A 26,447-nucleotide genomic window follows, 5' to 3' on the forward strand; every position below is an offset into this window, starting at 1 on the left:
ACGTCGATCAAGGTTCGTTTTGCGATTTCTGATACAGCGCGAAACACGCCTCGGCCAGTGCGGAGCGCGGGGCGCTGCGCCGCATGATCAGCCCTAGGCGCGCTAGGGTGTGGGCGTCTTCGATCGGCTGCAGCCGCAGGTGCTCGGTGAGTGCGTCCAGGCCGCCATCTAGCGGCATGACCGCGCAACACAATCCACCGTGCACGGCTTGTAACAATTGATGGACGGCGTCGGTCTGCAGCAGCGGTTGCGGGTTGAGCCCACGGCTGTGGAAGTTGTGGTCGATGGACTGGCGAAAGTGCATGCCGCTGGTGAGCATGCCCAGCGGCAACTCGATCAGCGCCTCCCAGCTCAACGGCGTATCACCGAAGCTGAAGAAGCGCTGGTCGTAGAGCAGGCCCATACGGGTTTCGCCCAAGGCCAGCGAGTCGAAGCGCTCGTTATCCAGACGCTCCAGGTAAGACACGCCCAAGTCCAGCCGGTTACTCGCCAGCTGTTCAAGAATCTGCTCCGAGCTGAGGGCCGACAGCTCGAAGCGCAGGCTGGGGTGTTCTTTATGCAGTTGCTGCATCAATGCCAAAGGATCAAAGCTCGACAGCGGCACCACGCCCAGGCGCAACGTACCCACCAGGTTGCCGCGACAGGCTGCCGCCTCGGCCTGCAAGCCGTCATAGGCGGCCAGCACGGTGCGTGCCCATGCCAACACGCGCTCGCCCGGTGCGGTAAAGCTTTCAAAGCGCTGGCCGCGATTGACCAACGGCAGGTCAAGCTCTTCTTCAAGGTTACGCAAGCGCATCGACAGGGTCGGTTGGGTGATGTGACAACGCGCCGCCGCCTGGCCGAAGTGACGGGTTTCGTCGAGGGCGATGAGGAATTTCAGCTGTTTGATGTCCATCTTCGCTCCAGGGCTTATTCCAATGGCGGGGGGATTCTAGCGCGTTTGGGTCTTTGGTCGGGCTGGAACCCAAATCTGTAGGACTGGTCTAGTCTTGGGCATCTGGAAATCAAAACCCAAGGAGAGCGCACTATGAGTATTTTTAGCTTTGTAAAGGAAGCGGGCGAGAAGTTGATTGACCTGCTGACTCCGGGTAACGCCAACGCGAGTGAGGACCTGAAAAAACATATTGAGAAAGTCGGCCTGGGCAATCCAGACGTTCACGCCACCGTCGAGGGCGACAAGGTCACGCTTACCGGGACAGTTGCCACTCAGGAAGAGAAAGAAAAAGTCCTTCTTGCGGCAGGTAATATCGCCGGTGTGGCCAGTGTTGATGACCAGATCACCGTATCCGGCCCGGCCGTGGCTGCCGCCCGTTTCGTCGTGGTGAAAAAGGGCGACACCCTGAGCGCGATCTCCCTGGCGGTGTATGGCAATGCCAACCAGTACAACAAAATCTTCGAGGCCAACAAGCCGCTGTTGTCGCACCCGGACAAAATTTACCCAGGGCAGACACTGCGTATTCCTGGGTAAAACGCAGAGCAAAATGTGGGAGCGGGCTTGCCCGCGAAAGCGGAGTGTCAGTCACTGGATGTGTTGCTGATACACCGCATTCGCGAGCAAGCCCGCTCCCACATTGGTTTAGAGCCCGGCAATGAGGTCGCGATAGTCATCCACCGCTGCGAACTCCGCCGTGTCCTTTGGCCCCTTCTGGCTGTCCGGTTCCTTCACCGCCAGCAAATGCCCCACGCCAAAGTCCCGGGCGCTACGAAGGATCGGCAGTGTGTCGTCAATAAACAGGCTGCGGGCCGGGTCGAAGTGGATGTCGGCTTGCAGGGCATCCCAGAACTGCGGGTTTTCCTTGGCGAAACCGTAATCATGGGAGCTGATCAATCGTTCGAAATACGGCGCCAGTTCAATGCGTTCCAACTTCAATGACAACGAATCACGATGAGCGTTGGTAATCAGGATCACACGTTTGCCGGCCTGTTTGATTGCCGCGAGGAAGGTGTCCGCATCCGGGCGCAGGGCGATCAGGTGGGCGGTTTCCAGCTTGAGTTCGCGTACCGGGATCTTCAGTTCCGCACTCCAGAAATCCAGGCAGTACCATTGCAACTGTCCGGCGTTACGCTCGAACAGGGGCTGCAACTCCATCTCCGCCATGGCCCGGCTCACCCCGTGCAGTTCGGCGTAGCGTTGAGGCAGGTGCTCCATCCAGAAGTGGTTGTCGAAATGCAGGTCGAGCAAGGTGCCGTCCATGTCCAGCAGGACAGTGTCGATGGCGTGCCAGGGCAAAGAGGGCATGGGGCGTTCTCATGTAAGTAAAGATATCCGACACAGACAATCGGAAAAGCCACGGTATAGTAACCCGATCACGCCAAGGAGCCGCTCATGCGCCAGAAACCCACCGTCCTCGCCCGCGAAATAGTCGCCAGTAGCCGTTTGTTCCGCGTGGAGGAAGTGCAACTGCGCTTTTCCAATGGCGTTGAACGGACCTACGAGCGTCTGGTGGGCCGCGGTGCCGGTTACGGCGCGGTGATGATCGTGGCGATGATCGACGCGGACCATGCGTTGCTGGTGGAAGAATACTGCGGTGGCACCGACGAATATGAATTGTCCTTGCCCAAGGGCTTGATCGAACCCGGCGAAGACGTACTGGCCGCCGCCAACCGCGAGCTCAAGGAAGAGGCTGGCTATGGCGCGCGGCAGTTGGAACACATCACCGAACTGTCGCTGTCGCCTGGCTACATGAGCCAGAAAATCCAGGTGGTATTGGCCACCGATCTCTATGAAGAACGCCTGGAAGGCGATGAACCTGAGCCGATGCGTGTGGACCGGGTCAACCTGCGTGAGCTGTCGATGCTCGCGCAAAACGAGCAATTCAGCGAAGGCCGCGCCCTGGCCGCGCTGTACCTGGTACGAGACCTGTTGACCCAGCGTGGAGCGTTTACCGCATGAGCGAACTGTTTTTAGGCCATCCGTTTATTGCCCCTGTGATCGAACTGGCTCGTCAGGCCGGTGAAGTGATTTTGCCGTACTGGCGCGCCGACGTGGCCGTGACCTCCAAAGCCGACGATTCGCCCGTGACGGCAGCGGATCTGGCCGCTCATCACCTGATCCTGGCGGGTCTGACCGCGCTGGACCCAAGCATTCCGGTGCTGTCCGAGGAAGACGCCGACATCGACCAGAGCGTGCGCGCTGGCTGGCAGCGCTGGTGGTTGGTGGACCCATTGGACGGCACCAAGGAATTTATCGCCGGCAGCGAAGAATTCACCGTGAACATCGCCCTGATCGAACAGGGCCGCGTGGTGTTCGGCGTAGTGTCGATGCCCACCAGCGGTCGTTGCTATTTCGGTGGCGCCGGCCTGGGCGCCTGGCGTTCGGATGTGAATGAGGCACCCAAGCAGATCCAGGTGCGCCAGGCACCGGCAGCGGGCGAGTCGTTTACGGTAGTGGCCAGCCGTCGGCATTCCAGCCCCGAGCAGGAGCGTCTGTTGGACGGTTTGAGCGAAGGCCTGGGCGCATTGAAGCTGGCGAATATCGGCAGCTCGTTGAAGTTCTGCCTCCTGGCCGAAGGCAGTGCGGATTGCTACCCGCGACTGGCGCCGACGTCACAGTGGGATACCGCCGCCGCCCAGGGCGTGCTGGAAGGGGCGGGGGGCGAGGTGTTGGAGTTGAGCGGTGAACCGTTCAGCTATCCGGCGCGGGCATCGTTGTTGAACCCGTTCTTCCTGGCGTTGCCGGCCAAGGCTGCATGGCGTGAGCGGTTGCTGACCCTGGCCCAGTCCTGACTTCTTCTGTAGGAGCGAGCTTGCTCGCGAAAAACCTGAGAGCGCCGCGATCAACCAGGATCGCTGCGTTATCGTTGACGATTTTCGCGAGCAAGCTCGCTCCTACAGGGCGGTCCCGCGGCTTTTAGCGGTGCAGGACGTATTGGCCGGTGAAAGCGACTGCGTGCTCCTCACTGCCCTCATTCACAATCCATGTCTCCAACGTCAGCCGTGCGCGACCATAGCGCTTGTAGGTCGCCAGAAACCGCTGCCACACCTTTTCCTCCGGCGCCGCGCAAATTGCCGTCGCATCCCGCGTGACCGGTAGCGGATAACTGATCTGCCCTTCCTGAATCACGATATGCCCGTCTTCAATCCCTTCTTCACGCAATTGCAAGTGCAGCCAGCCCCAACCCGCCAGCACTGCGCCGCAGTACAGGCTGCCGCCGAACATGGTGCTCTTGTGGTTGATGTTGGCCTGCAAGGGCAGATGCAGTTCCAGCCGCCCCTGTTGCCAGTCGAGCACCTTGAGGCCCATTTCCCGGGTGAGGGGGATGTCGTGGTGCAGGATGGATTCCAGGTAACGGCTGTCGCGGCTCATGGGGGCCTCTTGGCGGGTGGGGGCTGTCATTCATCGTCGCTGCTTTGGTTGGCAAAGTTCAGGCCATGCTTGCGCAGCTTGTCGTGCAGAGTCTTGCGCGGAACACCCAGGGCTTCGGCGAGGCTGCGCATGGAGCTGTGGGGACGGGTCAGTTCGGCGGCGATCAGGCTTTTTTCGAACTGCTCGACCTGTTCACTCAGACCGCCGGGCGTAGAGGTCAGGACACCGGCCGATGGATTGTCCGGCGTGTTATCCAGCGCCAGCTCCAGACCCAGCGCGAAACGTTCTGCAGCATTCTGTAGCTCACGCACATTGCCCGGCCAGCTATGGCGCAACAGCAGTGCGCGCTGGCCCGGTTGCAGTTCGTGCAGCGGCAAACCGTGACGGCTGCTGGCTTCATCGGCGAAGTGCTGGAACAGCATCAACGCATCTTCCCCACGCTCGCGCAGCGGTGGAATACGCAGCGGCGCGACGTTGAGGCGGTAATACAGGTCGGCACGGAAACGGCCCTGATCGGCGGACTGGCGCAGGTCTTCCTTGGTGGCGGCGATGATGCGGATATCCAGCGGGATCAGCTGATTGCCGCCCAGGCGTTCCACCACCCGCTCCTGCAACAGGCGCAACAGCTTGACCTGCACATCCAGGCTCATGCTTTCGATTTCATCCAGGAACAAGGTGCCGCCGTTGGCGAATTCGAACTTGCCGATACGGCGTTTCTGCGCGCCGGTGAAGGCGCCTGGCTCGTGGCCGAACAGTTCGCTCTCCACTACCGACTCGGCCAATGCCCCGGCGTTGATCGCTACAAACGGGCCACTGCGACGGCTCGACAAATCATGCAGCGCGCGCGCCACCACCTCTTTGCCGGCACCGGTTTCGCCGAGGATCAGCACATCGGCCTTGGTCGCGGCCAGTGCGCCGATCTGCTCGCGCAGGCGCAGCATTTGCGGCGAGTGGCCGACCAGGCGCGTGCTCAGTTGCTGACGGTCGCTGAGGGCCAGGCGCAGGCTGCGGTTGTCCAGCACCAGGCGGCGCAGGGCCAGGGCGCGGCGCACACTGTCGAGCAGGGCGTCACTGGCGAACGGTTTTTCCAGGAAGTCATAGGCCCCGGCGCGCATGGCCTGCACCGCCAGTGGTACGTCGCCGTGGCCTGTGATCAGCAGCACAGGCAGCTCCGGGTCCTGGCCGTGCAGTTCGGCGAGGAGCTCCAGGCCGTCCATACCGGGCATGCGGATGTCGCTGACCACAACGCCCGGCCAGTCCCGCGACAGGCGCGCAGTGAGGCCAGTGGCTTCACCCAGGGTCAGGACTTTCAGCCCGGCCAGGTCCAGGGTCTGGCACAGGGCCTGACGCAGGTGTGGATCGTCGTCGATCAACACCACCTGAATCTGGTTATCGATACTCATACACTGCGGTCCTCGGACGGTTGCAGACTGACGCCCGGCGCACCGGCACGCAATTTCAAGGTTAACAGCGCGCCGCCTTCTTTGTGGTTGGCGAACAGCAGTTCGCCGCCAAAGGCACGCATCAGGGTGTCACAGATCGCCAGGCCCAACCCCAGGCCCTGAGTGCGGGTCTTGGTGGTGTAGAACGGCTCGCTGGCGCGGCCGAGGGCTTCCATGCAAAAACCCGGGCCGTTGTCGCGAATGTACAGGTTGACGCCCTGTTCGGTGGTTTCGGCACTCAGCCAGAGTTTACGCGGCGGGCCTTTTTCAGTGAGGGCGTCGAGGGCGTTGGCCAGCAGGTTGCCCAGCACTTGGCGCAGGCGGGTTTCACCGGCCTGTACCCACAAGGTCGCTTCGGGCAAATCGCGAATCAGCTCCACCTCCATCGACCGCCGCCGCTTGGCGAGCAACGCCAGTGCATCGTCCAGCGCCGGTTGCAGGGCCACGCTCTCGGGCGCATGGCGGTCGCGGCGGGCAAAGGCGCGCAGGTGGGCGATGATCGAGGCCATGCGACCGGTCAGTTCGCTGATCAGCTTGAGGTTGCCCCGAGCATCTGCGGTGCGTTCATGGTCGAGCAGGATTTCAGCATTCTCTGCATAGCTGCGAATGGCTGCGAGGGGCTGATTGAGTTCGTGGCTGATGCTTGCGGACATGGTGCCCAGTGCCGACAACTTGCCTGCCTGCACCAGGTCATCCTGGGCGCGTACCAACTCCTGCTGGGCGTGTTCACGTTCCAGCACTTCCTGCTTCAGGCGCCGGTTGAGGCCTTCCAGATCACTGGTCCGCTCGACCACACGCGCTTCCAGCTCGCGACGGGCCTTGGCTTCGAACGCAATGCGTTCCAGGTAATGGCGGCGACGTTGCATCATCAGGCCGAGCAGCAACATCAACACCAACAGCGTGGCGCCGCCGACTGCAACCACCGTGCGCACGGGGCGGTTGATCAGTGAGCGCGGCGCGAGGATCTCCACGTTCCAACCGGTCTCGGCGATGGCCGTGGATTGGCGCAGCCAGGCGGTGTTGCTCAGGCTCAGCGGCTGCGGGTCGCGAGTCGGGTAGGGCTGGATGGCGATGATGGCCTGGCGCTCTTCAGCGGTCAGTGGCCGGGTGGCGCGGAATCGCCATTGCGGGCGCGAGGTCAGGATCACCACGCCATTGTGGTCGGTGACCAGCAGTTGTTCCGGCGTGTTACCCCAAAGGCTTTCGGTGTGGTCCAGGTCGACCTTGACCACCAGTACGCCGATGATCGTATCGCCATCGCGCACGGCGGCGGCGAAGAAGTAACCGCGCTTGGCCGAGGTGGTGCCCAACCCGAAAAACCGCCCCAGGCGCCCGTCCATGGCTTCGCTGAAATAAGGCCGAAACGAGAAGTTGCGCCCGACGAAGCTGTCTTGCTTGTCCCAGTTGGACGCGGCCAGGGTCTTGCCGGTGGTGTCCATCAGGTACATCACCTCCACCCCGGCCTGGGCGGCGACGTCCTTGAGCAGCAGGTTGGCGTTGACAAGGTTGGTGCTCACCCCAGGCGCATCCAGCGCGGTGCGCAAGGCCGGCAAGTCGCCGAGGATCTGCGGCAGCACTTCATAACGGTGCAGGGTCCCGAGCAGGTTGGCCACGTACAGGTCGAGGGTCTGGCGGTTCTGGCCGGCCAGTTCGCTGCGGTAATAACGCTCGGCCAGGTGCTCCAGCGGCCACAGCAGCGGTGCCAGGCACAACGCCAACAAGGCGAGGCTGCGCCAGCGGGGTCTACGCGGGAGGGGTGGAGTCATGGGAGTCGTGCGCCTGTGGGTACAGGCGCATTATGCCTAGTGCTGCTATGCAAGACACTCGCGCAATGCATCTTGCCAGTGTGGCTGGCTGACGTGCCATTGCTGTAGCAGTCTGCTGCAGTCCAGGCGCGAGTTCAGCGGACGCTGGGCGGGTGTCGGATAAGCGCTGGAAGGGATGGGCTCCAGTTCGGCGCAGGCTTTGCCCTGTTCGCGCAGGTGCTCGCCAATGGCCTGGGCAAAACCGAACCATGAGGTCTCCCCTCCGGCGGTCAGGTGATAAATGCCCCATTCTCCCTGTTCGCCTGCTTGCCAGCGCTCGATCAACGCACGCGTGCTGTTGGCAATGCTGCCGGCCCAGGTTGGCGCGCCGATCTGGTCGGCGACGATGCGCATCTGCGGTTTCTCTTGCAGCAGGCGCTGCATGGTCAGCAGGAAGTTCTTGCCGTGGTTGGAGTAGACCCAACTGGTGCGCAGAATGAGATGTTTGCCACCGACGGCCGTAATCGCCTGCTCGCCCGCCAATTTGCTTTGGCCGTAGACGCCCAGCGGGTTGGGCGTGTCGGTTTCGGTATAAGGCGCAGGTTTGCTGCCGTCGAACACGTAGTCGGTGGAATAGTGGATCAGCGGGATGCCCAGCGCCTTGGCTTCCTCAGCGAGAATGCGCGGGGCGATGGCGTTGATGGCAAACGCAGCGTCCGGTTCGCTTTCGGCCAGATCGACGGCAGTGTGGGCTGCTGCGTTGATGATCAAGCCTGGGCGATGGGCTCGCACTTGCTGGCGGATCTGGTCTGCGTCAGCCAGGTCAAGCTGGTCGCGTCCCAGGACGATAAGCTCGCCCAGGCCTTGGAGACGCAGTTGCAGTTCGCGGGAGACTTGGCCATGTTGGCCGGTGATCAAGATCTTCATGGGAACAGGTCGGCTTCCAGCAAGGGTTTACCCGCCTGGTCCTTGGCGGACAACTGTGGCGCCTCGCCCAGCTCCCAGTCGATGGCCAGTGTCGGGTCATTCCACAGGATGCAGCGTTCGGCACTGGGCTGGTAGTAGTCCGTGGTTTTGTACAGGAATTCGGCGTGTTCACTCAGTACCACGAATCCATGGGCGAAACCTTCCGGCACCCAGAGTTGGCGGTGGTTCTGGGCCGATAAGCGCACACCTACCCACTGGCGGAAATTCGGCGAGCTTCGGCGGATATCGACGGCTACGTCCAACACTTCACCGGCGGTGACACGCACCAGTTTGCCCTGGGTGTGTTCGAGTTGGTAATGCAGGCCGCGCAACACGCCTTTTTGCGAGCGCGAGTGATTGTCCTGCACAAAGTGACGCTTGAGACCCGTTGCCTCTTCGAAAGCCCGGGCGTTGAAGCTTTCGTAGAAGAAGCCACGCTCATCACCGAACACTTTGGGTTCGATGATCAGCACGCCGGGCAGTGAGGTTTCAATGACGTTCACTGGTTTTCTCCGGCCAGCGAGTACAGGTATTGACCATAACCGGTCTTGCCGAAGTACTTGGCACGTTCCAGCAGGTGGTCGCGGTCGATCCAGCCGTTTTCATAGGCGATTTCTTCGAGGCAGGCGACTTTCAGGCCTTGGCGGTGCTCGATGGTCTGCACGTACTGCGAGGCTTCCAGCAAGCTGTCATGGGTGCCTGTGTCGAGCCAGGCAAACCCACGGCCAAAACGCTCTACATGCAGGTCACCGCGCTTGAGGTAGGCGTTGTTGACGTCGGTAATCTCAAGTTCCCCACGAGGCGAAGGCTTGACCGCCTTGGCGATCTTGATCACGTCGTTGTCGTAGAAATACAGGCCGGTCACCGCGTAGCTGGATTTTGGCTTCGCCGGCTTTTCTTCGATGGAGAGGGCACGGCCCGCGCTGTCGAAATCGATCACGCCAAAGCGCTCAGGGTCCTTGACCCAGTAACCGAAAACGGTAGCGCCAGAAGGCCGTTTGGCCGCTCCAAGCAGTTGTTCACCGAAATGCTGACCATGGAAGATATTGTCGCCAAGAATCAGGCACACAGGGTCATTGCCAATGAATTCCTCGCCGATGATGAACGCCTGGGCCAGGCCATCCGGGGTGGGCTGCTCGGCGTAGCTGAAACGCACGCCAAACTGGCTGCCATCGCCCAGCAGGTTGCGGTATTGCGGCAGGTCCACGGGTGTGGAAATCACCAGGATTTCCTTGATACCCGCTAGCATCAACACCGAGATCGGGTAGTAGATCATCGGCTTGTCATACACCGGCAACAGTTGTTTGGACACACCCAGGGTAATGGGGTGCAAACGGGTGCCGGAACCGCCGGCCAATACGATTCCCTTCATCATGCGATCAAATCCTTAAAGTCGGTGTTGCCTAAACGTTCGCCCTGATAGCTGCCATCCTGGACCCTACGGCACCATTCCAGGTTATCGAGGTACCACTGCACGGTTTTGCGCAAACCGGTTTCGAAGGTTTCTTCAGGAACCCAGCCTAGCTCACGTTCAATCTTGCTGGCGTCGATCGCATAACGCTGATCGTGGCCTGGGCGGTCTTTGACGAACGTGATCAGGTCGGCGAATTTTTCGACGCCGCTGGGGCGTTGGGGTGCCAACTCTTCCAGCAATTGGCAGATGCCACGCACAACATCGATGTTTTTTTGCTCATTGTGGCCGCCGATATTATAGGTTTCGCCGACGACACCCTCGGTTACCACTTTCAGCAGCGCGCGGGCATGGTCCTCGACGAACAGCCAGTCACGTACTTGTAAGCCATCACCGTAGACCGGCAATGGCTTGCCCGCGAGTGCGTTGAGGATCACCAGGGGGATCAGCTTCTCGGGAAAATGGAACGGCCCATAATTGTTCGAACAGTTCGTAAGCAGCACCGGCAAGCCATAGGTGCGTTGCCATGCGCGTACCAGGTGGTCGGACGCGGCCTTGCTCGCAGAGTACGGCGAGCTGGGCGCATAGGGCGTGGTTTCGGTGAACAGGTCATCCACACCGTGCAGGTCACCGTACACTTCGTCAGTGGAAATGTGATGAAAACGGAAGTTGCCTTTGGCGGGCTCGGCCAATTTCTGCCAGTAGGCGCGAGCGGCTTCCAGCAGGCTGTAGGTGCCGACGATATTGGTTTGAATGAAGTCCGAGGGGCCATCAATCGAGCGGTCCACATGGGACTCTGCCGCCAGGTGCATGATCGCCTGGGGCTCGAAGCGCTCCAGTACAGCGCTGACAGTGGCCTGATCGATGATATCGGCCTGGACAAACTCATAACGGCTGTTGGACGCGATGCTGGTCAGCGACTCCAGATTGCCCGCATAGGTGAGTTTGTCCAGGTTGAGGACTTCGTGCTCAGTGTGTTGAATCAGGTGTCGGATCAGGGCAGAGCCAATAAAACCGGCACCACCGGTGATGAGAATGCGCATGTCGGAGGGCCTTTTCCTTATACGGACATTAAGCGAATGGAGCATAGCTTGAGTTGTGTGGCGAGGTGGTGCAAGCGCGGTATGCGTAGGGGTTGCGTTATCCACCAGAACAATGGCGATATAGACGCCTAAAAAAATCGAGGTCGTCACAATGCCGCTCGCCACTCTGGTCCATCGCGCCAGCCTACCCTGCCCGCAAGTGGGCTCCGATCAGGCGGCTCACCTGCTCAAGCAACATTACGACCTCACAGGCACCTTGCAATCATTGGGCAGCCAGCAAGACCTCAACTACAAAGTCGACAGCCCCCGCGGCCGGTTTGTTCTGAAAATCTGCCGGGGCGACTACGACGCTGTTGAGCTGCACGCCCAGCACGCAGCGCTCAACAGCCTGCAGGCTGTGCGCGTACCCAAGGTCATCAAGTCTTTGACGGGGGAAGAGTTGTTGACCCTGACCCTCGACGGCCAAGCCCTGCACGTGCGGGTACTGGATTACATCGATGGCCAGCCGTTGACCCATCAGCCTCACTTGGGGCGTGGGGTGATCGCAGGGTTTGGTGACCTGTGTGGGCGGATGAGCCAGGCGCTGGCGCGGTTTGAGCATCCGGGCCTTGCGCGCACGCTGCAGTGGGACCCGCGCCATGCCCAGGCATTGATCAAGCATCTACTGGCGACGCTGTTAAACCTCCCGCATCGCGCGGCACTGGAGCAAGTGGCTGAGCAGGTCGAGGAGCGTATCCGCCCCCTGGCCGATCACCTGCCGTGGCAGGCGGTGCATATGGACATCACCGACGACAACGTGGTGTGGCAGCGCGATGCGCAACGGCACTGGCAGGTTCAGGGCGTGATCGACTTCGGTGACCTGGTGCATACCTGGCGCATTGCCGACCTGTCGGTGACCTGCGCCGCGCTGCTGCACCATGCCGAGGGCGATCCCTTTGCGATCTTGCCGGCGATTCAAGCGTGTCACGCGGTGACGCCGTTGCAGCACGAAGAATTGCGGGCGCTGTGGCCGTTGATCGTCGCCCGTGCGGCGGTGCTGGTGTTGAGCAGCGAGCAGCAGCAACGCCTGGATCCGGATAACAGTTACCTGCTGAAAAACGCTGAACATGAGTGGGAAATCTTCCATGTAGCGACGTCAGTGCCGTTTGAATTAATGGAGGCGGCCATTCTGGGGTGCGTCGGGCAGGCGCCCGCACCCATCGCCAGCCAGGGCTTTGCGCCGTTGCTGCCAGGGTTGGTTGGGCGTGAGTTTGCGTTGATCGACCTGGGCGTGCTCAGCCCACATTTCGAGGCCGGTAACTGGGAACAACCCGGCGTTGATCAACGCTTGTTGCAGGAGGCGGCGGCGGTGCATGGCCTGGCGGCGAGTCGTTATGGGCAATACCGTTTGTCGCGTACCCAGCCCGACAGCGCGAATGAGCCAGAGACGTTCCCGTTGCATGTCGAACTGCACGTGCCGTCGGGTACATCGGTTGAAGCGCCGTTTGCGGGTGTTGTGCGACGGGGCGCCAACGGTGAGCTTCAGGTGCACAGCAGCGAGGCAAGCGTTTGGCTATGGGGCGTTAAGGTACAGTTGCAGCCAGGTGCCGCAGTGCTCAAGGGCCAGGTGATCGGTGAGGTCGAAGGCCCGCTCACCGTGCAGCTATGCCGTGCTGACATACCCGCACCGTTGTTTTGCACGCCGTCACGGGCACAGGCATGGCAGTCGCTGTGTCCGTCGCCGGCCGCGCTGTTGGGCCTGGCCTGCGACGCCGAACCCGAGTTGGACCCCGAGGCCCTGCTGGCCCGCCGCGACGCCAGTTTCGCCCGTTCGCAAAAGCACTATTACGTTGACCCGCCGCGTATCGAGCGTGGCTGGCGCAACCACTTGATAGACATGCAGGGCCGTTCCTACCTGGACATGCTCAATAACGTCGCTGTGCTGGGCCATGGCCATCCGCGCATGTCGGCGGTGGCCGCGCGGCAGTGGTCGCTGCTCAATACCAACTCGCGCTTCCACTACGCGGCGATCGCCGAATTTTCCGAACGTTTGCTGTCGCTGGCGCCAGAAGGCATGGACCGGGTATTCCTGGTCAACAGCGGCACCGAGGCTAATGACTTGGCGATCCGCCTGGCCTGGGCCTTCAGCGGCGGGCGCGACATGCTCAGCGTGCTGGAGGCCTATCACGGCTGGTCGGTGGCGGCGGATGCGGTGTCCACGTCGATTGCCGACAACCCTCAGGCATTAAGCAGTCGCCCGGACTGGGTACACCCGGTGACCGCGCCCAATACCTATCGCGGCGAGTTCCGTGGGCAGGACAGTGCGCCGGACTACGTACGAAGCGTGGAACACAACCTGGCGAAAATCGCCGCGAGCCAACGCCAACTGGCGGGTTTCATCTGCGAGCCGGTGTATGGGAATGCCGGGGGGATCTCGTTGCCGCCGGGCTATTTGCAGCAGGTGTATGGGCTCGTTCGTGCCCAGGGCGGCGTGTGTATCGCCGATGAAGTGCAGGTGGGTTACGGCCGCATGGGGCATTTCTTCTGGGGCTTTGAAGAGCAGGGCGTGGTACCCGACATCATCACCATGGCCAAGGGCATGGGCAATGGCCAGCCGCTGGGCGCGGTGATTACCCGCCGGGAAATCGCCGAAGCGCTGGAGGCCGAGGGTTACTTTTTCTCGTCGTCGGGAGGCAGTCCGGTCAGTTGCCGCATTGGCATGGCCGTGCTGGACGTAATGGAGGAGGAAAAACTGTGGGAAAACGCCCAGGTGGTTGGCGGGCATTTCAAGGCAAGATTGGAGGAACTGATTGACCGTCATCCGTTAGTGGGGGCTGTTCATGGCTCGGGTTTTTATCTCGGGCTGGAGTTGGTGCGCGACCGCCAGACTCTGGAGCCTGCCACCGAAGAAACTACCTTGCTGTGTGATCGCCTGCGCGAGCTGGGTATTTTCATGCAGCCCACCGGTGACTATCTGAACATCCTCAAGATCAAGCCGCCGATGGTCACGTCCCGGCATAGCGTGGATTTTTTCGTCGACATGCTGTCGAAGGTGCTCGATGAGCATTTGTAATTTGCCGATTGTTATCGGTTAATTGTTGTAATATTTTCCCGTTATTATCTTGTGTCGCTATTAAAGCCGATTTTTATCCATTATAAAGTCGGCCTTCACCCCCATTCGGAGTCCTGATCGCCATGACCACCCTGCACAGCACCCCCCGCGCCGATGGCTTTCATATGCCTGCCGAATGGGCGCCACAGACCCAGACCTGGATGATCTGGCCGGAGCGCCCGGATAACTGGCGCCTGGGTGGCAAACCCGCGCAAGCCGCTCATGTGGCGGTGGCCAAGGCCATTGCGCGTTTTGAGCCAGTCACCGTGGCGGTTTCCGCTGGCCAGTACGAAAACGCGCGCGCGCGCCTGGATATGCCGAATATCCGCGTGGTGGAGATGTCCAGCGATGACGCCTGGGTACGCGATACCGGCCCGACCTTCGTGATCAACAACAGCGGCGAAGTGCGCGGCGTGAACTGGGACTTCAACGCCTGGGGTGGTTTTGACGGCGGTCTGTATTCGCCATGGAATCGCGACTCCCAGGTCGGCGGCAAGATTCTCGAAATCGAACGCGCCTCGCGCTATCGCACCGAAGGTTTTGTGCTGGAAGGCGGCTCGATCCATGTCGACGGCGAAGGCACCCTGATCACCACCGAGGAATGCCTGCTCAACCGCAATCGCAACCCGCACCTCGTCCGTGCCGAGATCGAAGCGGTGCTGAGCGCCAACCTGGCTGTGGATAAGATCATCTGGTTGCCGGACGGCCTGTTCAACGACGAAACCGACGGTCATGTGGATAACTTCTGCTGCTACGTGCGCCCAGGCGAAGTGCTGCTGGCCTGGACCGACGACCCACAAGACCCGAACTATGCGCGCTGCCACGCTGCCATGGACGTGCTGCAAAGCAGCACCGACGCCCAGGGTCGCTCGTTCACAGTGCATAAAATGCCGATCCCAGGCCCGCTGTATGCGACCGAAGAAGAATGCGCCGGCGTTGACCCGGTTGACGGTACCCAGGAACGTAATCCGACCGTGCGGTTGGCGGGTTCCTACGTCAACTTCCTGATCGTCAACGGTGGCATCATCGCGCCAAGCTTCGACGACCCGCTGGACAGCCAGGCCAAATCCATCCTGCAGGAGCTGTTCCCGCAGCATGAAGTGGTGATGGTGCCGGGCCGCGAACTGTTACTGGGCGGCGGCAACATACACTGCCTGACCCAACAACAGCCGGCCCCGCACAAAAATTGAGTGCAGTTGTAACAGCGCTATGAGGATGAACCGGCGTTGATCGGTTCAGTCCTCCACAACAAGCCCGCGACCCAGACAGGTCGCGGGCTTTTTTATGTCCAAACGCCTATGGGCACGAGACATTGGCATAGCTCTTGTATCGCCGTTGTCACAGTGGCCCAAGGCGATGACTGCGCAGTTCTGTCATAAACCTTGAGTAAGTTAGCCGCTCACGCAGTAGGAGAGAGCGCTGAAATGAATGCCGATATCAACCTGATGTACACGCGCACGTTTCACCCTTTGCGGGTCAACGGCGACGCGATCCATGCGCTGGCGCTCTGGTTGAAGGAAAACGGCTCGCGACAGATCAGGCAACAGCCTGACTTGCGCTGCGTGATAAATGAACGTTACCCGGCGGGGTTGTTCAGTGAGGATGAAGTGCACGCGTTGTGCGAGTTGATGAACTGATGCACTTGTAGGAGCGAGCTTGCTCGCGAAGGTCGCCAACGATAACGCAGCGATCCTGGTTAATCGCGGCGCTCTCGGGTTTTTCGCGAGCAAGCTCGCTACTACAGGAAGACTTTTAGAAGCTGTAGGTACCTGTCACCACCACACTACGCGGTTCCCCTGGCTGAATCTGCGCCACACTGGTCGCCGACGCGTAGTAGGTTTTATCCGCGATGTTGTTCAGCGCCGCCCTCACGTCCCATTCCTTCTGACGAAACCCGGCCAACGCATCCCAACGACCATAACCCGGCAATACGACGGTGTTGAGGCTGTCGGCGTAACGGTCGCCCACCAGCGTCAGGCCGGTTTCTGCGTACCAGCCCATCTCTGGCTTCCAGGTGATGAACACACTGGCATTGCGCTTGGCCACATCGCTGACGCGTTTGCCTTCGAAGCCGTTGTTGTCCTTCTCGACCTTGGCATCCTGCAGGCCGACACCGCCGCGCACATACCAATTGCCGACGATCTTGCCGGTAGCGGTCAGCTCCACGCCACGTGAGCGCTGCAAGCCGCTGAGCAGGGTGATGGTACGGTCCAGCGGGTCGCTGGTGCGGCGGTTGTAGAGTTCCAGCTCGTACACCGCCAGGGTGGTGCTCAGGCGGTCGTCGAGCCAGTCGCTCTTGACGCCGATTTCCTTCTGTTTGGTCAGCTCCGGGCTCAGGTCGTTGACGCTGCCGGCAGCGTTGGGAGTGATACCGATCAAGCCACCGCCCGCAGGCGAAAATGTCTTGCTCCACGATGCGTAGAACGAGTGATGTTCCAGCGGCGTCCAGACCAGGCCAAAGCGCGGGCTGGTGCTGTGGCTTTTGACGTCCTGTTGGGTGTTGAGCAACTTGTTGTTGGTGTCGACTTCAAAGCGGTCGTAACGCAGGCCGGCCAGGACTTGCCATTGATCATTCAGGCGCAGTTGATCCTGCACATAAAGGGCACGGCTTTCGACTTCGGTGTGGTTGTTACTCGACACGCTCATACGGCCGGTGTGGCTGAGGTTACGGTTGGGTTGGTTGAGGTCCAGGCTCGGCACGGCCTGACCGCCTCTACTGACGGCAGTGGCGGTGTACAGCTTCGGATCGCGGCGCTGGCTGCCCAGTTCGAGGCCGGTAAGCAGGCGGTGCTCCAGGCCGTAGGTGCTGAAGCCACCTTCCAGCTCGACGTTGTTGAAGATGTTGAGGGTGGTGAGGTCTTGCTGCCAGCGTTGGCGTGTGACGCTGTTGTTCGCCGGCACGTAGGCGGTTTGGTAGGTATTGTCGAAATCACTGTCGAGCTTGAACACACCGAGTGTCTGGCGCAGTTGCCAGTTGTCGTTGAGCTCATAGGCCAGTTTGGAGCGCAGCGACTGGGATTTGTCGTCGATGTAGTCGCGGTTATCAAAATAGGTGGTGCTGCGGCTCACATCGGCTGGTCGGCCGTTAACCCCCGGAATGCCACGGTCCGGCGTGCGGTTGTAGCGACTGTATTCGTATTGCACCAGCCAGTTAAGGTCCGGCGTGAGCTGCCAACTCATGGACGGTGCGAACAGCTGGCGATTGCCGCTGACGCCGTCGCGAAAGCTGTTGTTGTCCTGGTTGCCCATGTTCAGGCGCAGGCTGATGTTATCGGTGGGGTCGGTGCTGAGGTCGGCATACAAGCTACGCAGATCGTTGCTGCCGCCCTGCGCCTCGATACTCGATTTATGCCCGGCCACAGGCAGTTTGCTCACGCGGTTGACGATCCCTCCCTGACCGCCTCGCCCGTAGAGTACGGCTGCCGGCCCCTTGAGCACTTCGATGCGCTCGATGTTGTGCAAGTCGCGCACATATTGGCTGTCGTCGCGAATGCCATCCAGATAGAAGTCATTGCTCGCGTCGAAACCGCGGATGCGCAAGCTGTCGAAGCGCGTGTCGGCGCCGCTGCTGACGTTAGGGATGCCGCTCAATGCCTGGCCCAGGTCATTGGTGCCGTAGGAGCGCAGGCTTTCGGTTTTCACGGAGTCGATCGCCTGGGGCACATACCGCACAGGTGTGGCGGTACGGGTGGCGGTGCTGGTTTCCTTGATGCGCGGGTCGTCTTCGTCAGCTTCGGCGCTGATCGACGTTTCGGGCAAGGTCGTGGCCGCACAGGCAAAACCGGCAGACAGCAGAACAGAAAGCCCAAGGGTGATGGGCGTTAGGCGAGGGGCAGGCATGGAGGAATGTATCCGAATTGTTAGGGAGGAAAACTGTGCGTTAATGGTAATGCTTTGCATTTGCGCGCGTTATCCATTACCAAACGTATCGGCTTTGAAATGTGTTACGAGATGTGTTTTTTGCCGTTTTGCGTGCGGTTTTTTGTCGCTTACAGGACTGCTGTAGGCGCTTCCTTAGAATTATTTCGCCTAAATACAGACGATTCGCGAAATTGACACATAGTTCCGGGCGCGACTAGGATTGCGCCCAACGCCTGTGGCTAACCGCCATGACTCATCCAATAAAAAAGGCCCGCGGCCTGTTAAGTCGTCCGCGGGCCTTCTTTTTTCCGGAATCAGTCGACACCAGAAAAAGCGACACGGAGCCTGGTGTCACAGCGCGTACTCAACCAGGAATAAGGAATACAAGAAAATGTTGAAGCAACGGATGAGTCTGATCGCTCTGGGGATTTTGAGCGCATCGACAGCAATGGCAAACGACCAGGACCAGTCCAAGGGCTTTATCGAAGACAGCCACCTGAACATCGCCGCACGTAACGCCTACATCAGCCGTGACTACAAGAACGGCAAGCAAGACAAAGCCGAGTGGGGCCAAGGCTTCATCGGCAAGCTCGAGTCCGGCTTCACCCAAGGCACCGTCGGTGTGGGTGTGGACGTGATCGGCCAATACGCTATTCGTCTGGACGGCGGTAAAGGCCGTGCCGGCGCTGGCGGTATCGACTTCTTCAAGCAGGGCAATGGCACCACCAACCCTGATGGCTCGAACAACCCTGGCTCGGCACCACACGACCTGGCCAAGGGCGGCGCTGCCGTGAAGTTCCGCGTTTCCAACACCGTGCTCAAGTACGGTGATCAGTTCCCGGCCGTGCCTGTGCTGCAGTACGACAACTCCCGTCTGTTGTCGGAAACCTACACCGGTACCTCGATCGTTTCCAAAGAGATCGCCGGTCTGCAACTGGACGCAGGTCACTTCACCAAAGAAGCCCGCAAGAGCATGGAAGGCACCGACAGCGGTCGCCTGAAAAGCATCGACTACATCGGTGGTAGCTACAAATTCACCGAGAGCCTGTCGGCCGCGCTGTACGCCTCCGACATGCAGGACGTGCTGAAGAAGCAATACGTCAACGTCAACTACGTGCTGGCCCTGCCAGAGAAGCAGTCGCTGACCTTTGACTTCAACGGCTACAAAACCAAGCTGGACCGCAGCTTCGCCCTGGAAAACCAGAAAGACGCTGACGCCCGTGACAACAAGATCTGGAGCCTGGGCGCTACGTGGGCTGTCGGCCCGCACAGCTTCACCGTCGCGCACCAGCGCAGCACCGGCGACACCGGTTACCTCTACGGCGGCTACCGCAACGCTGGCGGCATCGGCGACGGTGGTAACACCATCTTGCTGGCCAACTCCTACTGGTCCGACTTCAACGGCAAGGACGAGCGTTCGTGGCAGCTTGGCTACGGCATCGACTTCGCCACCTTCGGCGTACCAGGCCTGACCTACAACGTTGCCTACGTTCGCGGTACCAACATCGACGACGGTACCAACCGCGGCGACGGCACCGAGCGTGAAATCTGGAACCAGTTTAAGTACGTGGTCCAGAGCGGTCCAGCCAAAGACTTGAGCCTGCGTGCTCGCGCCTCCTGGCTGCGTGTCTCCAACAACGCTGACCAGTACAACGTAGGCGGTAACGAAATCCGTCTGTTCGCCGACTACCCGATCAACGTTTTCTAATTGATCCGACGTCGCGCCTGATTTCGGGCGATAAAAAACCCCGACTGGTTCGGGGTTTTTTTATGCCTGGCATTCCAGCGCTGTCTTGTTACACCGCAGTACGAATGAAGTACCCGGCCCCGTCTTTATCCCCTCCCGACGCAAGCCTAAATTGGCCCCACTGCCCGCCCATCACCCCGATGGCCGGCCACTGGAGTCATTGTCATGCCCTTTGTCAGCCTGCGCATTACCCGTGACGGCGTTACCCCGGAGCAAAAAGCCCAGGTCATCGCCGAGTTCACCGAAACCCTCGAACGCGTCCTGCACAAACGCCCGGACCTGACCCACATCGTCATCGAAGAAGTCGATACCGATAACTGGGGCTACGCCGGAATCACCACCACCGAGTACCGCAAATCCCAAGCCTGAATCCCTACCGGAGAACTCTCATGAAAAAAGTCGTCATCATCACCGGCGCGTCCCAAGGTATCGGCGCCGCCGTGGTCCAGGCCTACCGCGCTTTGGATTACCGGGTCGTCGCCACTTCGCGCTCGATCCAAGCGTCCACCGACCCGGACATCCTTACCGTCGCCGGCGACATCGCTGACCCGGCCACCGCCCAGCGCGTCATCCGCGAAACCCTGGCCACCTTCGGGCGCATTGACAGCCTGATCAACAACGCCGGTATTTTTATCGCCAAGCCGTTCACGGCCTACACCCAGGAGGACTACGCCAATGTGCTCGCGGTGAACCTCAACGGCTTCTTCTACATCACCCAACTCGCTATTGCCGAGATGGAAAAGAACAACGCTGGCCATATCGTCAACGTCACCACCAGCCTGGCGGACCACGCCATCGACGGCGTGCCATCGGTACTCGCCAACCTCACCAAAGGTGGGCTGAACTCAGCGACCAAGTCCCTGGCGATTGAGTACGCCAAGCGTGGCATCCGGGTGAACGCGGTGAGCCCAGGGATCATCAAGACGCCGATGCACAGCGAAGAAACCCACGCGGCGCTCGGGCAATTGCATCCGGTCGGGCATATGGGAGAGGTGAGTGACATCGCCCAGGCGATCGTCTATCTGGAGCGCGCTGGGTTTGTCACCGGCGAGATTCTGCATGTCGACGGTGGGCAAAGCGCGGGTCATTGATGAACACGTCCCGGCCTACCCCGGCCGGGCCTTGTCCTCCCGTGGCGGGCGACCAAAAAAGGCTTTGTAGGCGCGGCTGAACGCCGCCTCGGACTCATAGCCAATCGCAAAGCCAATTTCGCCGATACGAGCGTCCTGTCTGGACAGCATGGTTTTCGCTAGGACACCTCAGAAACACCCAAGCCTTAACGTGTTTGTCAGGGCTTGGTTGTTTCTGAGTGAGGGGGGCGGTGAAGGTGACTCGTACAGCACACGGGTTTTTAGGTGCGTGATGTCGAGGCGTCCCTAAAATGAAATTGGACGAATCTTGGACTGAAGGGGGGGTTAGCGGTTTCAGAAAGAGTGATTTTCCAAACCCCAGAAACCACAAAGCCCCGCATTGCGGGGCTTCGAGATATGGTGCGGCACCAGACGAACGGTAGCAGTCAGCGGGGCTAGATTTTCCGTGGCGCTGGAAGTCGGTGGAAAATTTGGCGTATCCCTACAAATAACTATAAATAAATCAGCTAGTTATGGATCTCAGTGGAGTCGAACCGGGACTTTTAGGTTAGAGCACGTTGTCGAGCTGCATATAAAATATCCAGAGCAGGATACGGCAAGGTAAACCCTTCAAGTTTGAACATTGCCGATTATTTCCCATGGTGAATCGGCAGGAGTCGGCCAAAAGCAACTAGTCGGGTGTGTCTAATCAATCATGGCGATTCACTCAACGGTACACCTGCCTGCCGTGCAATTTTGCGGACGGCGAGTTGTAGTTCGAGCTTGCATTGATATAGATCTTTATTGTTTTCACGCCCATAGGCTTTAACACATGAAAAAGCAGTGTCTACAAAAAACATGCTTGCAATTCTGGTCATCATTATTGAGTAAGCCCAAGCTTCCTTTCCAGCCTTTATCTTGTGCTCGGGTGAGGCGTGCATAAACATAAGCCACATAAGCGTGTCCTCGCCAGTTATATGGCTTGCTCCGCTGAGGCGATGATAGCTTTCATAGTAATCAGTCTCGCGCCCAAGTGTTTCAAATCTTTTATAAAGCGACTTAGGCCAGTCACTCCCCGGATTGGATGTATCTACAGAGCATTGAGTTTCAATTTCATTAACGAATTCGTCTAATACCGTAATGACTTTTCTTCTTTCCTCTATCATAGTCGATATTTCTTCTGCGTCGGTTCCGTCCAGTATTTTCTGCTTCCACTCATTGAGCTTTCTATTGTGCTCATTCAGCCATGATTGGAAAAATTTTATTAATGTCCCTGAGTCGCCTCTTTCGGCTAGGTACATGATGTTTATTGAGCCTTCTACAACAACCCTAGCTAATGCCTCCGCACTGGCTGGCGAACCTGTCGAAATAGCAACTAGCATGCCTTGGACGTGCTCGTATACACGACCGGTCAGATTTAAAAGCGAGTGAATTCGAAAGCCTTCATTGTTGTTTTTTGGCTCGATTTCTCCCAAGTAGTCATTAAGGATTTTATCTGCTTTGGCACACGATTCAATGGCTACTGCGGACTCGATAAGGTTTGCTTTTTTATCTATTTTAAAGGCTTTTCTGAAGTTTGGTATATGAGGCATTGTTGTGTGTTATTCCTGTAGGTTTAATTAATGCATTTCTAAATGGAAGCGCTATTTAATTTTTGAGTGTAGCATTTTGTCGGCTGTCAGCAAATTTTTCACTAACTTTGAATCGCGTGCATCTTGATTTTTAGCTAATTCAGCGTCGTTAAGATTGCTTTCATAACTTATTAATGTTGGGGGCTTAGGCTCAAGAAGAAAACATGGGGACAGACCCCGTGTTTCCTAAACAGGCATTGCCCCTAGAAGGGGCAGATGTATTTTCGATCTCTTATTCGTCGAATCATCAACGAGCGAGGTCGGCGAACGCCTTAGGGGATCAAGAAAGGCCCTCCGGGGGGGAGCTTAATCAGGACGAGGCTTCTGGGCACAAGCGCAATCACACCAATCCCCAGAAACAACAAAGGCCCGCATTTCTGCGAGTCTTTGTTTTGTATGGTACGGCACCAGGCGAACGTTATATTTCGGGGAGGTTGGTTTCCAGGCGTCCAGGTTTCGGTGAAAAACTTCGCGTACGGCAACTAGTTATTATTAATGAATTAGCTAGTTACGGAATTGAGTGGAGCCGAATCCGGCCGTATTTTGTTTCATTAATATCTTATAACCTTAATGGCTCATTAAATAGAAAAATCAATATCAGCTATGTCAAAAATTCTCTCCGAGAATCGCTAGGGAGGAAAGCTATCAAGCTCGCACGCTGTGCTGTTTTTTGAGAAAGTATCGCTAAGCGTAACTCGTATAGCGCGATATAGAAGTTTTCTGGGGTTTTAGCTATATTTAGTCTGGCTCTGGACTTGCATATTCATATGCGTCAAGTCTATTTTTTGTTTTTAAAATTATCTAGGCTCTGCTATAGTAGGCTGATTAAAATGCTGCGTGCGCCAAAGTAAATCGAGGTGATTGTGCTGGGAGATATTCAAATTAGATCCGCCCTTTTGGCTAGGCTTGGTCGAATGTCGCACCGCCCCAGCGCGCTAATTGAAGAGCTGAGAGTGCATAATGGAAGTGCAATAGCTGATGTGGTGGCTATTTACAAGGAGGCTCATTGTTATGAGATAAAAGGTGATGCCGATAAAATTGAGCGAGCAATAAGCCAAGCTGCCTATTATGATTTGGCGTTCAGGAAGATAACTTTAGTTACTACAGAGCGTCATGCGAATAAAGCTATAAGGGTTATTCCAGCGCACTGGGGAGTGATGATTGCCAGGGAGGTAAGTGGTGTTGTGGTTCTGCGGGGGACAAGATCTTCAAAAAATAGCCCTTTTTTTGATAAGAAGACTGCTCTCATGACTCTCTGGAGGACAGAACTTTCAGATGTGGCCGAAGGGCTGAATATACAGGTTGCTGCAAAGGCAAATAGGGATAATATTTCTAACTCCATTGCAGGAATTATGGGGAGAGAAGAGCTTAGCCTTGCAATTAGCGCTAAGCTCGCGCAGAGAAAGCTAGGGTTTTTGTAACATAAATGTGATGTGAGCATTGATAGTCGGATTCAGGATGCTGCTAGGCGTGACTAGGGTACCATGTGAGTTGGCTTTATCGTTCAGGTAATTGTCTCCCCAAGAGTATGGTGGTGTCCGATAGAAGGTTTTTGCCACCAGAATTTTCGCCATATCGTTATACTGCTGGTTCCCTCGCGGATGGTTTTTTAAGCCGTTACCTCTAATAACATATTGAAAGTCTTCAAAGGCATACAAAATTTTGGGCGCAGTAACGTTGCGCATGCTTTCTGGTGGGATGTCGATTTCCGAGAAATTAGGGCTTACGATAGTATAATCCCCAAGTTCAATGTCGCTTAGTTCATGGTGGGCAATAACTTTTTTGTGTATGGCTAGTTCACTTCTGGGTAAAGAGATCTCATGCCCGACTTCAAGTATTTCCTTGATTGATGCCGGTATTGAAGAACCGGTTATTATTATTTTTGAGAATGAATAATCGCGCTTTATAGCGATGATAAAGTTGATTAGCTCTCCCGCTCTTTTGGTCGTATCACATGTGCGGCAAATCCTATTGTCTAGAATAAGGATCATTGATGTGAAATTGGGAGGGCATTTTCTAACTAATGTTTGTATTTCTACTTTGGTTGTAGTGTAGTGCTGAAAGTCTTCAGGCTGAACTCTTAGTGCTATGGTATCTGATTTAATTTTGCCTGTGATTTTGGCGTTGAACACAGCATCATTTCGTTGTGGTGTTCTTTCGATGGCGATAACTGGGATGAACGTGGTGTCGGAAAATTTGTCGATAATATACATGTAATTGTCTTGTCCCGAAATCGTTATTGCATCTGGGACATCGAAATTATCAAGGTAGAAATTTCTATATTCTTTTAAGTGCGTTTTTATTTTTTTGTGCGTTCCGTCAATAGATTTTTTTAGGGACTGTTCATTCAGACCTTTTTTCATCGGGAAATCAAAGAAAGGAGCGATAAAAGGCTTCAGCGTAGGATGCAAAACCTTTAGGGCCCCGATCTCATTAGTTTTGGTTTTTAAGAATGGAGTATAGTTATTCATGTTTAAATATCAAATCCCTAGTGTTATATTCGGACACGATATCGGAAAAGATTTCATATCGATTTAACTCGTGCCTAAGCATGCCTGCAATTATTGCTGGATGCAGTCCTTTTTCGTTTGCGTATTTTATTACGATCTCTCTGCGTAAATCATATTTTGGTTCACAGTTCCGCCATTCGTTTCTACTGACAAAAATTGTTTTGGTAAGTCGATCGGCTTCTAATTCAATTTTTTCGGTTGATGCTTCTTCAAAGTCATCTAGTATGGGTGTCTCTAGTTGATCTATGTGCAGGTGTATATGAGATAGCTCGTGCGTTAGTGTGAACCAGAAATTATCTAGTCTACTGTGTCTTAACGTCATGCCAATGACAGGATGGCCAGACTTTAATTTGAATACAGCTCCGTCAAGCTTCATTCCTTTAAGCTGTTCGTCAAATATAAGTATTATGCCGAGGCTTAATAGCGCGCTGGAGACTAAGCGGACATTTTCAGGGGCGGGACTCATCCGAGTGATTTGATAAATTTGGTCAGTGGAAATCGGCTGGTATTTAGGTACGTCTTGCAAGTTTAAAAGTAGCTGGGCTGTATATTTTATGCGGGAAAGCCAATAGGAAGTGGTGGCGGTATTTGCATTGTTCGATTGTCTAAAGAAAGTTTTGCCTTTGTTGTCTGTGAGTAGGTCGCGAAATAAAGAGATGTTTTCACTACAAGGTGCATTTCTTTTAGTAGTTGATGCTTTTACTAAGCGGATAACTTCATCGTGGGCGTTTAATGCGTTGATTAAAACCTTTGGATTTATTGTGCTTTCAGATGTTACTACAAAATCATCCTGTTCCTCATTTTTGTTGGTCATATTGCCCCCGCATATTGAGCGGCCTTGGCCTCTGCCATTTCAAAATAGTTAAGTTGATCTTTGTCTAAACTGGGGAAGTGTTGCATTCCAATCCGTTCGTAATAGGTTTTTGCTTTTGGTAGTGAATGTAAGCTAAAACCGGGCCTGAGCCTCAATGCGTTACAAGAGTAGGCTATCGCGGATTTTATTAGAATGCTGCCAATTCCGCTAAATTGTTTGTTGCTCATTGGGTTTCGCCGATTCCAGGGAGCTACGGCAAGATACTCGATGTAAAAAATATTTCCTTTGTCAAAAATGCTTTGTTTGGGGTGGTAGATTAGACATGCCCCTTGAGGTTTTGAGTCAGCTGATAAGAAAAACCAATGATATTCGTCTGTCCGATATGCGATTGATTTTTTAAACCATTCCCAATGGCTATCCTCAAGGCTTAGGTTGCTTATTTCAGCTTCTAATAGATTCTCATCCTGACAATTGTCTCTAACGTGTCTTAGAAGTTTTATGTTGAACTCCCCCCATAATTTATCGCAAAGATTTCCGTGGGCGATGTCCCATCCATGATGGATTTTGAACTCTACTGAGCGGTTGTTTAGATCAAGTAGATTACCCTGCTGTATTATCTCGTCTTCATTAGGCGGCATTGCGTCTAATAAACTTCTAATTTCATCTAGAGTCATTATAAATATCCGGCTGAGGAAGCGAAGTCTTTTGATTCTGCTGGAGGACTATATTTTTGAGGTGAATACAATTTTCCTAGTGCTCTTCGTAACGGGAGCATAGGTGTAGATGCAGAACGATTATGGCGGGATGTGA

25 protein-coding genes are annotated in these 26,447 nt (G+C 56.7%); 10 read left to right on the forward strand and 15 right to left on the reverse strand.

Annotation, left to right across the window (positions count from 1 at the left end; all coding sequences use genetic code 11):
- Positions 1-7: 7 nt before the first annotated feature.
- A complete protein-coding gene (locus tag RB216_RS01235) occupies positions 8-895 on the reverse strand; it encodes a LysR family transcriptional regulator (RefSeq protein ID WP_028615317.1) in 888 nt (295 codons plus the stop codon).
- Between the two features lie 132 nt (positions 896-1,027).
- Here RB216_RS01235 and lysM point away from each other — a divergent pair, with 132 nt between their 5' ends.
- Positions 1,028-1,468, forward strand: a complete 441-nt coding sequence (gene lysM / locus RB216_RS01240; RefSeq protein WP_308908218.1) for a peptidoglycan-binding protein LysM — start codon at positions 1,028-1,030, stop codon at positions 1,466-1,468.
- A gap of 108 nt (positions 1,469-1,576) precedes the next feature.
- Here lysM and yrfG read toward each other — a convergent pair whose 3' ends face one another.
- Positions 1,577-2,239, reverse strand: coding sequence for a GMP/IMP nucleotidase (gene yrfG, locus RB216_RS01245; RefSeq protein ID WP_028615319.1), 663 nt, complete (start codon positions 2,237-2,239; stop codon positions 1,577-1,579).
- An 87-nt stretch (positions 2,240-2,326) separates the two neighbouring features.
- Between yrfG and nudE the strand changes: the two genes are divergently transcribed.
- Together nudE and cysQ are read left to right on the forward strand one after the other, a co-directional pair.
- Positions 2,327-2,893 (forward strand): ADP compounds hydrolase NudE, encoded by a 567-nt coding sequence (gene nudE, locus RB216_RS01250; protein ID WP_028615320.1) that lies wholly within the window; start codon positions 2,327-2,329, stop codon positions 2,891-2,893.
- On the forward strand, positions 2,890-3,726 hold the full coding sequence (gene cysQ / locus RB216_RS01255) for a 3'(2'),5'-bisphosphate nucleotidase CysQ (RefSeq protein ID WP_028615321.1): 837 nt from the start codon (positions 2,890-2,892) through the stop codon (positions 3,724-3,726). The genes nudE and cysQ overlap by 4 nt, the downstream gene beginning before the upstream one ends.
- A gap of 124 nt (positions 3,727-3,850) precedes the next feature.
- On the opposite strand, the gene RB216_RS01265 is transcribed toward cysQ, so the two are convergent.
- From RB216_RS01265 to rfbB, 7 genes are read right to left on the reverse strand one after another with little or no spacing between them, the layout of a single operon-like run.
- Complete coding sequence (locus RB216_RS01265) at positions 3,851-4,306, reverse strand: YiiD C-terminal domain-containing protein (protein ID WP_068933750.1); 456 nt, start codon at positions 4,304-4,306, stop codon at positions 3,851-3,853.
- Between the two features lie 26 nt (positions 4,307-4,332).
- Positions 4,333-5,709 (reverse strand): sigma-54-dependent transcriptional regulator, encoded by a 1,377-nt coding sequence (locus tag RB216_RS01270; protein ID WP_028615323.1) that lies wholly within the window; start codon positions 5,707-5,709, stop codon positions 4,333-4,335.
- Positions 5,706-7,514: a sensor histidine kinase gene (locus RB216_RS01275; protein ID WP_028615324.1), complete on the reverse strand. Its 1,809-nt coding sequence runs from the start codon at positions 7,512-7,514 to the stop codon at positions 5,706-5,708. Before RB216_RS01275 ends, RB216_RS01270 begins: the two co-directional genes overlap by 4 nt.
- A gap of 45 nt (positions 7,515-7,559) precedes the next feature.
- Positions 7,560-8,420 carry a dTDP-4-dehydrorhamnose reductase gene (gene rfbD, locus RB216_RS01280; protein ID WP_308908219.1) on the reverse strand — a complete coding sequence of 287 codons (861 nt, stop codon included), beginning with the start codon at positions 8,418-8,420 and terminating at the stop codon, positions 7,560-7,562.
- The gene (rfbC, locus tag RB216_RS01285) at positions 8,417-8,962 is read right to left on the reverse strand and encodes a dTDP-4-dehydrorhamnose 3,5-epimerase (protein ID WP_236317609.1); all 546 of its coding nucleotides are present in this window, start codon (positions 8,960-8,962) and stop codon (positions 8,417-8,419) included. The genes rfbD and rfbC overlap by 4 nt, the downstream gene beginning before the upstream one ends.
- The gene (gene rfbA / locus RB216_RS01290; RefSeq protein ID WP_016979071.1) at positions 8,959-9,834 is read right to left on the reverse strand and encodes a glucose-1-phosphate thymidylyltransferase RfbA; all 876 of its coding nucleotides are present in this window, start codon (positions 9,832-9,834) and stop codon (positions 8,959-8,961) included. The genes rfbC and rfbA overlap by 4 nt, the downstream gene beginning before the upstream one ends.
- Positions 9,831-10,913, reverse strand: a complete 1,083-nt coding sequence (gene rfbB, locus RB216_RS01295; RefSeq protein WP_308908220.1) for a dTDP-glucose 4,6-dehydratase — start codon at positions 10,911-10,913, stop codon at positions 9,831-9,833. Before rfbB ends, rfbA begins: the two co-directional genes overlap by 4 nt.
- Before the next feature lie 151 nt (positions 10,914-11,064).
- Here rfbB and RB216_RS01300 point away from each other — a divergent pair, with 151 nt between their 5' ends.
- From RB216_RS01300 to RB216_RS01310, 3 genes are all read left to right on the forward strand, one after another.
- Positions 11,065-13,965 (forward strand): aminotransferase, encoded by a 2,901-nt coding sequence (locus tag RB216_RS01300; RefSeq protein ID WP_308908221.1) that lies wholly within the window; start codon positions 11,065-11,067, stop codon positions 13,963-13,965.
- 122 nt (positions 13,966-14,087) lie between these two features.
- Positions 14,088-15,194, forward strand: coding sequence for an agmatine deiminase (gene aguA, locus RB216_RS01305; protein WP_308908222.1), 1,107 nt, complete (start codon positions 14,088-14,090; stop codon positions 15,192-15,194).
- Positions 15,195-15,428: 234 nt separating this feature from the next.
- On the forward strand, positions 15,429-15,641 hold the full coding sequence (locus tag RB216_RS01310; RefSeq protein WP_028615330.1) for a hypothetical protein: 213 nt from the start codon (positions 15,429-15,431) through the stop codon (positions 15,639-15,641).
- A gap of 115 nt (positions 15,642-15,756) precedes the next feature.
- Here RB216_RS01310 and RB216_RS01315 read toward each other — a convergent pair whose 3' ends face one another.
- Positions 15,757-17,844, reverse strand: coding sequence for a TonB-dependent receptor (locus RB216_RS01315; protein ID WP_308908223.1), 2,088 nt, complete (start codon positions 17,842-17,844; stop codon positions 15,757-15,759).
- Positions 17,845-18,256: 412 nt separating this feature from the next.
- Here RB216_RS01315 and RB216_RS01320 point away from each other — a divergent pair, with 412 nt between their 5' ends.
- From RB216_RS01320 to RB216_RS01330, 3 genes are all read left to right on the forward strand, one after another.
- Positions 18,257-19,573 (forward strand): OprD family porin, encoded by a 1,317-nt coding sequence (locus RB216_RS01320; RefSeq protein WP_010214034.1) that lies wholly within the window; start codon positions 18,257-18,259, stop codon positions 19,571-19,573.
- A 204-nt stretch (positions 19,574-19,777) separates the two neighbouring features.
- The gene (locus tag RB216_RS01325) at positions 19,778-19,981 is read left to right on the forward strand and encodes a tautomerase family protein (RefSeq protein WP_016979078.1); all 204 of its coding nucleotides are present in this window, start codon (positions 19,778-19,780) and stop codon (positions 19,979-19,981) included.
- 20 nt (positions 19,982-20,001) lie between these two features.
- Complete coding sequence (locus RB216_RS01330) at positions 20,002-20,703, forward strand: SDR family NAD(P)-dependent oxidoreductase (protein ID WP_305383398.1); 702 nt, start codon at positions 20,002-20,004, stop codon at positions 20,701-20,703.
- A gap of 15 nt (positions 20,704-20,718) precedes the next feature.
- On the opposite strand, the gene RB216_RS01335 is transcribed toward RB216_RS01330, so the two are convergent.
- Together RB216_RS01335 and RB216_RS01340 are read right to left on the reverse strand one after the other, a co-directional pair.
- Positions 20,719-20,853, reverse strand: coding sequence for a helix-turn-helix domain-containing protein (locus RB216_RS01335; protein WP_308908224.1), 135 nt, complete (start codon positions 20,851-20,853; stop codon positions 20,719-20,721).
- 542 nt (positions 20,854-21,395) lie between these two features.
- The gene (locus tag RB216_RS01340) at positions 21,396-22,274 is read right to left on the reverse strand and encodes a DUF5677 domain-containing protein (protein ID WP_252949501.1); all 879 of its coding nucleotides are present in this window, start codon (positions 22,272-22,274) and stop codon (positions 21,396-21,398) included.
- A gap of 902 nt (positions 22,275-23,176) precedes the next feature.
- On the opposite strand from RB216_RS01340, the gene RB216_RS01345 reads away from it, so the two are divergent.
- Positions 23,177-23,734, forward strand: coding sequence for a sce7726 family protein (locus tag RB216_RS01345; RefSeq protein ID WP_308908225.1), 558 nt, complete (start codon positions 23,177-23,179; stop codon positions 23,732-23,734).
- Here the strand turns inward: RB216_RS01345 and RB216_RS01350 are convergent.
- The 3 genes from RB216_RS01350 to RB216_RS01360 are packed head-to-tail and all read right to left on the reverse strand — an operon-like array spanning position 23,720 to position 26,311.
- Positions 23,720-24,784: a beta family protein gene (locus tag RB216_RS01350; protein ID WP_308908226.1), complete on the reverse strand. Its 1,065-nt coding sequence runs from the start codon at positions 24,782-24,784 to the stop codon at positions 23,720-23,722. The two genes, RB216_RS01345 and RB216_RS01350, sit on opposite strands and share 15 nt — an antisense overlap.
- A complete protein-coding gene (locus RB216_RS01355) occupies positions 24,777-25,637 on the reverse strand; it encodes an ImmA/IrrE family metallo-endopeptidase (RefSeq protein WP_308908227.1) in 861 nt (286 codons plus the stop codon). Before RB216_RS01355 ends, RB216_RS01350 begins: the two co-directional genes overlap by 8 nt.
- Positions 25,634-26,311, reverse strand: coding sequence for a GNAT family N-acetyltransferase (locus tag RB216_RS01360; protein ID WP_308908228.1), 678 nt, complete (start codon positions 26,309-26,311; stop codon positions 25,634-25,636). The genes RB216_RS01355 and RB216_RS01360 overlap by 4 nt, the downstream gene beginning before the upstream one ends.
- Between the last annotated feature and the right edge of the window lie 136 nt (positions 26,312-26,447).

It is taken from the genome of Pseudomonas canadensis, assembly GCF_030980095.1.
GTDB lineage: Bacteria > Pseudomonadota > Gammaproteobacteria > Pseudomonadales > Pseudomonadaceae > Aquipseudomonas > Aquipseudomonas canadensis.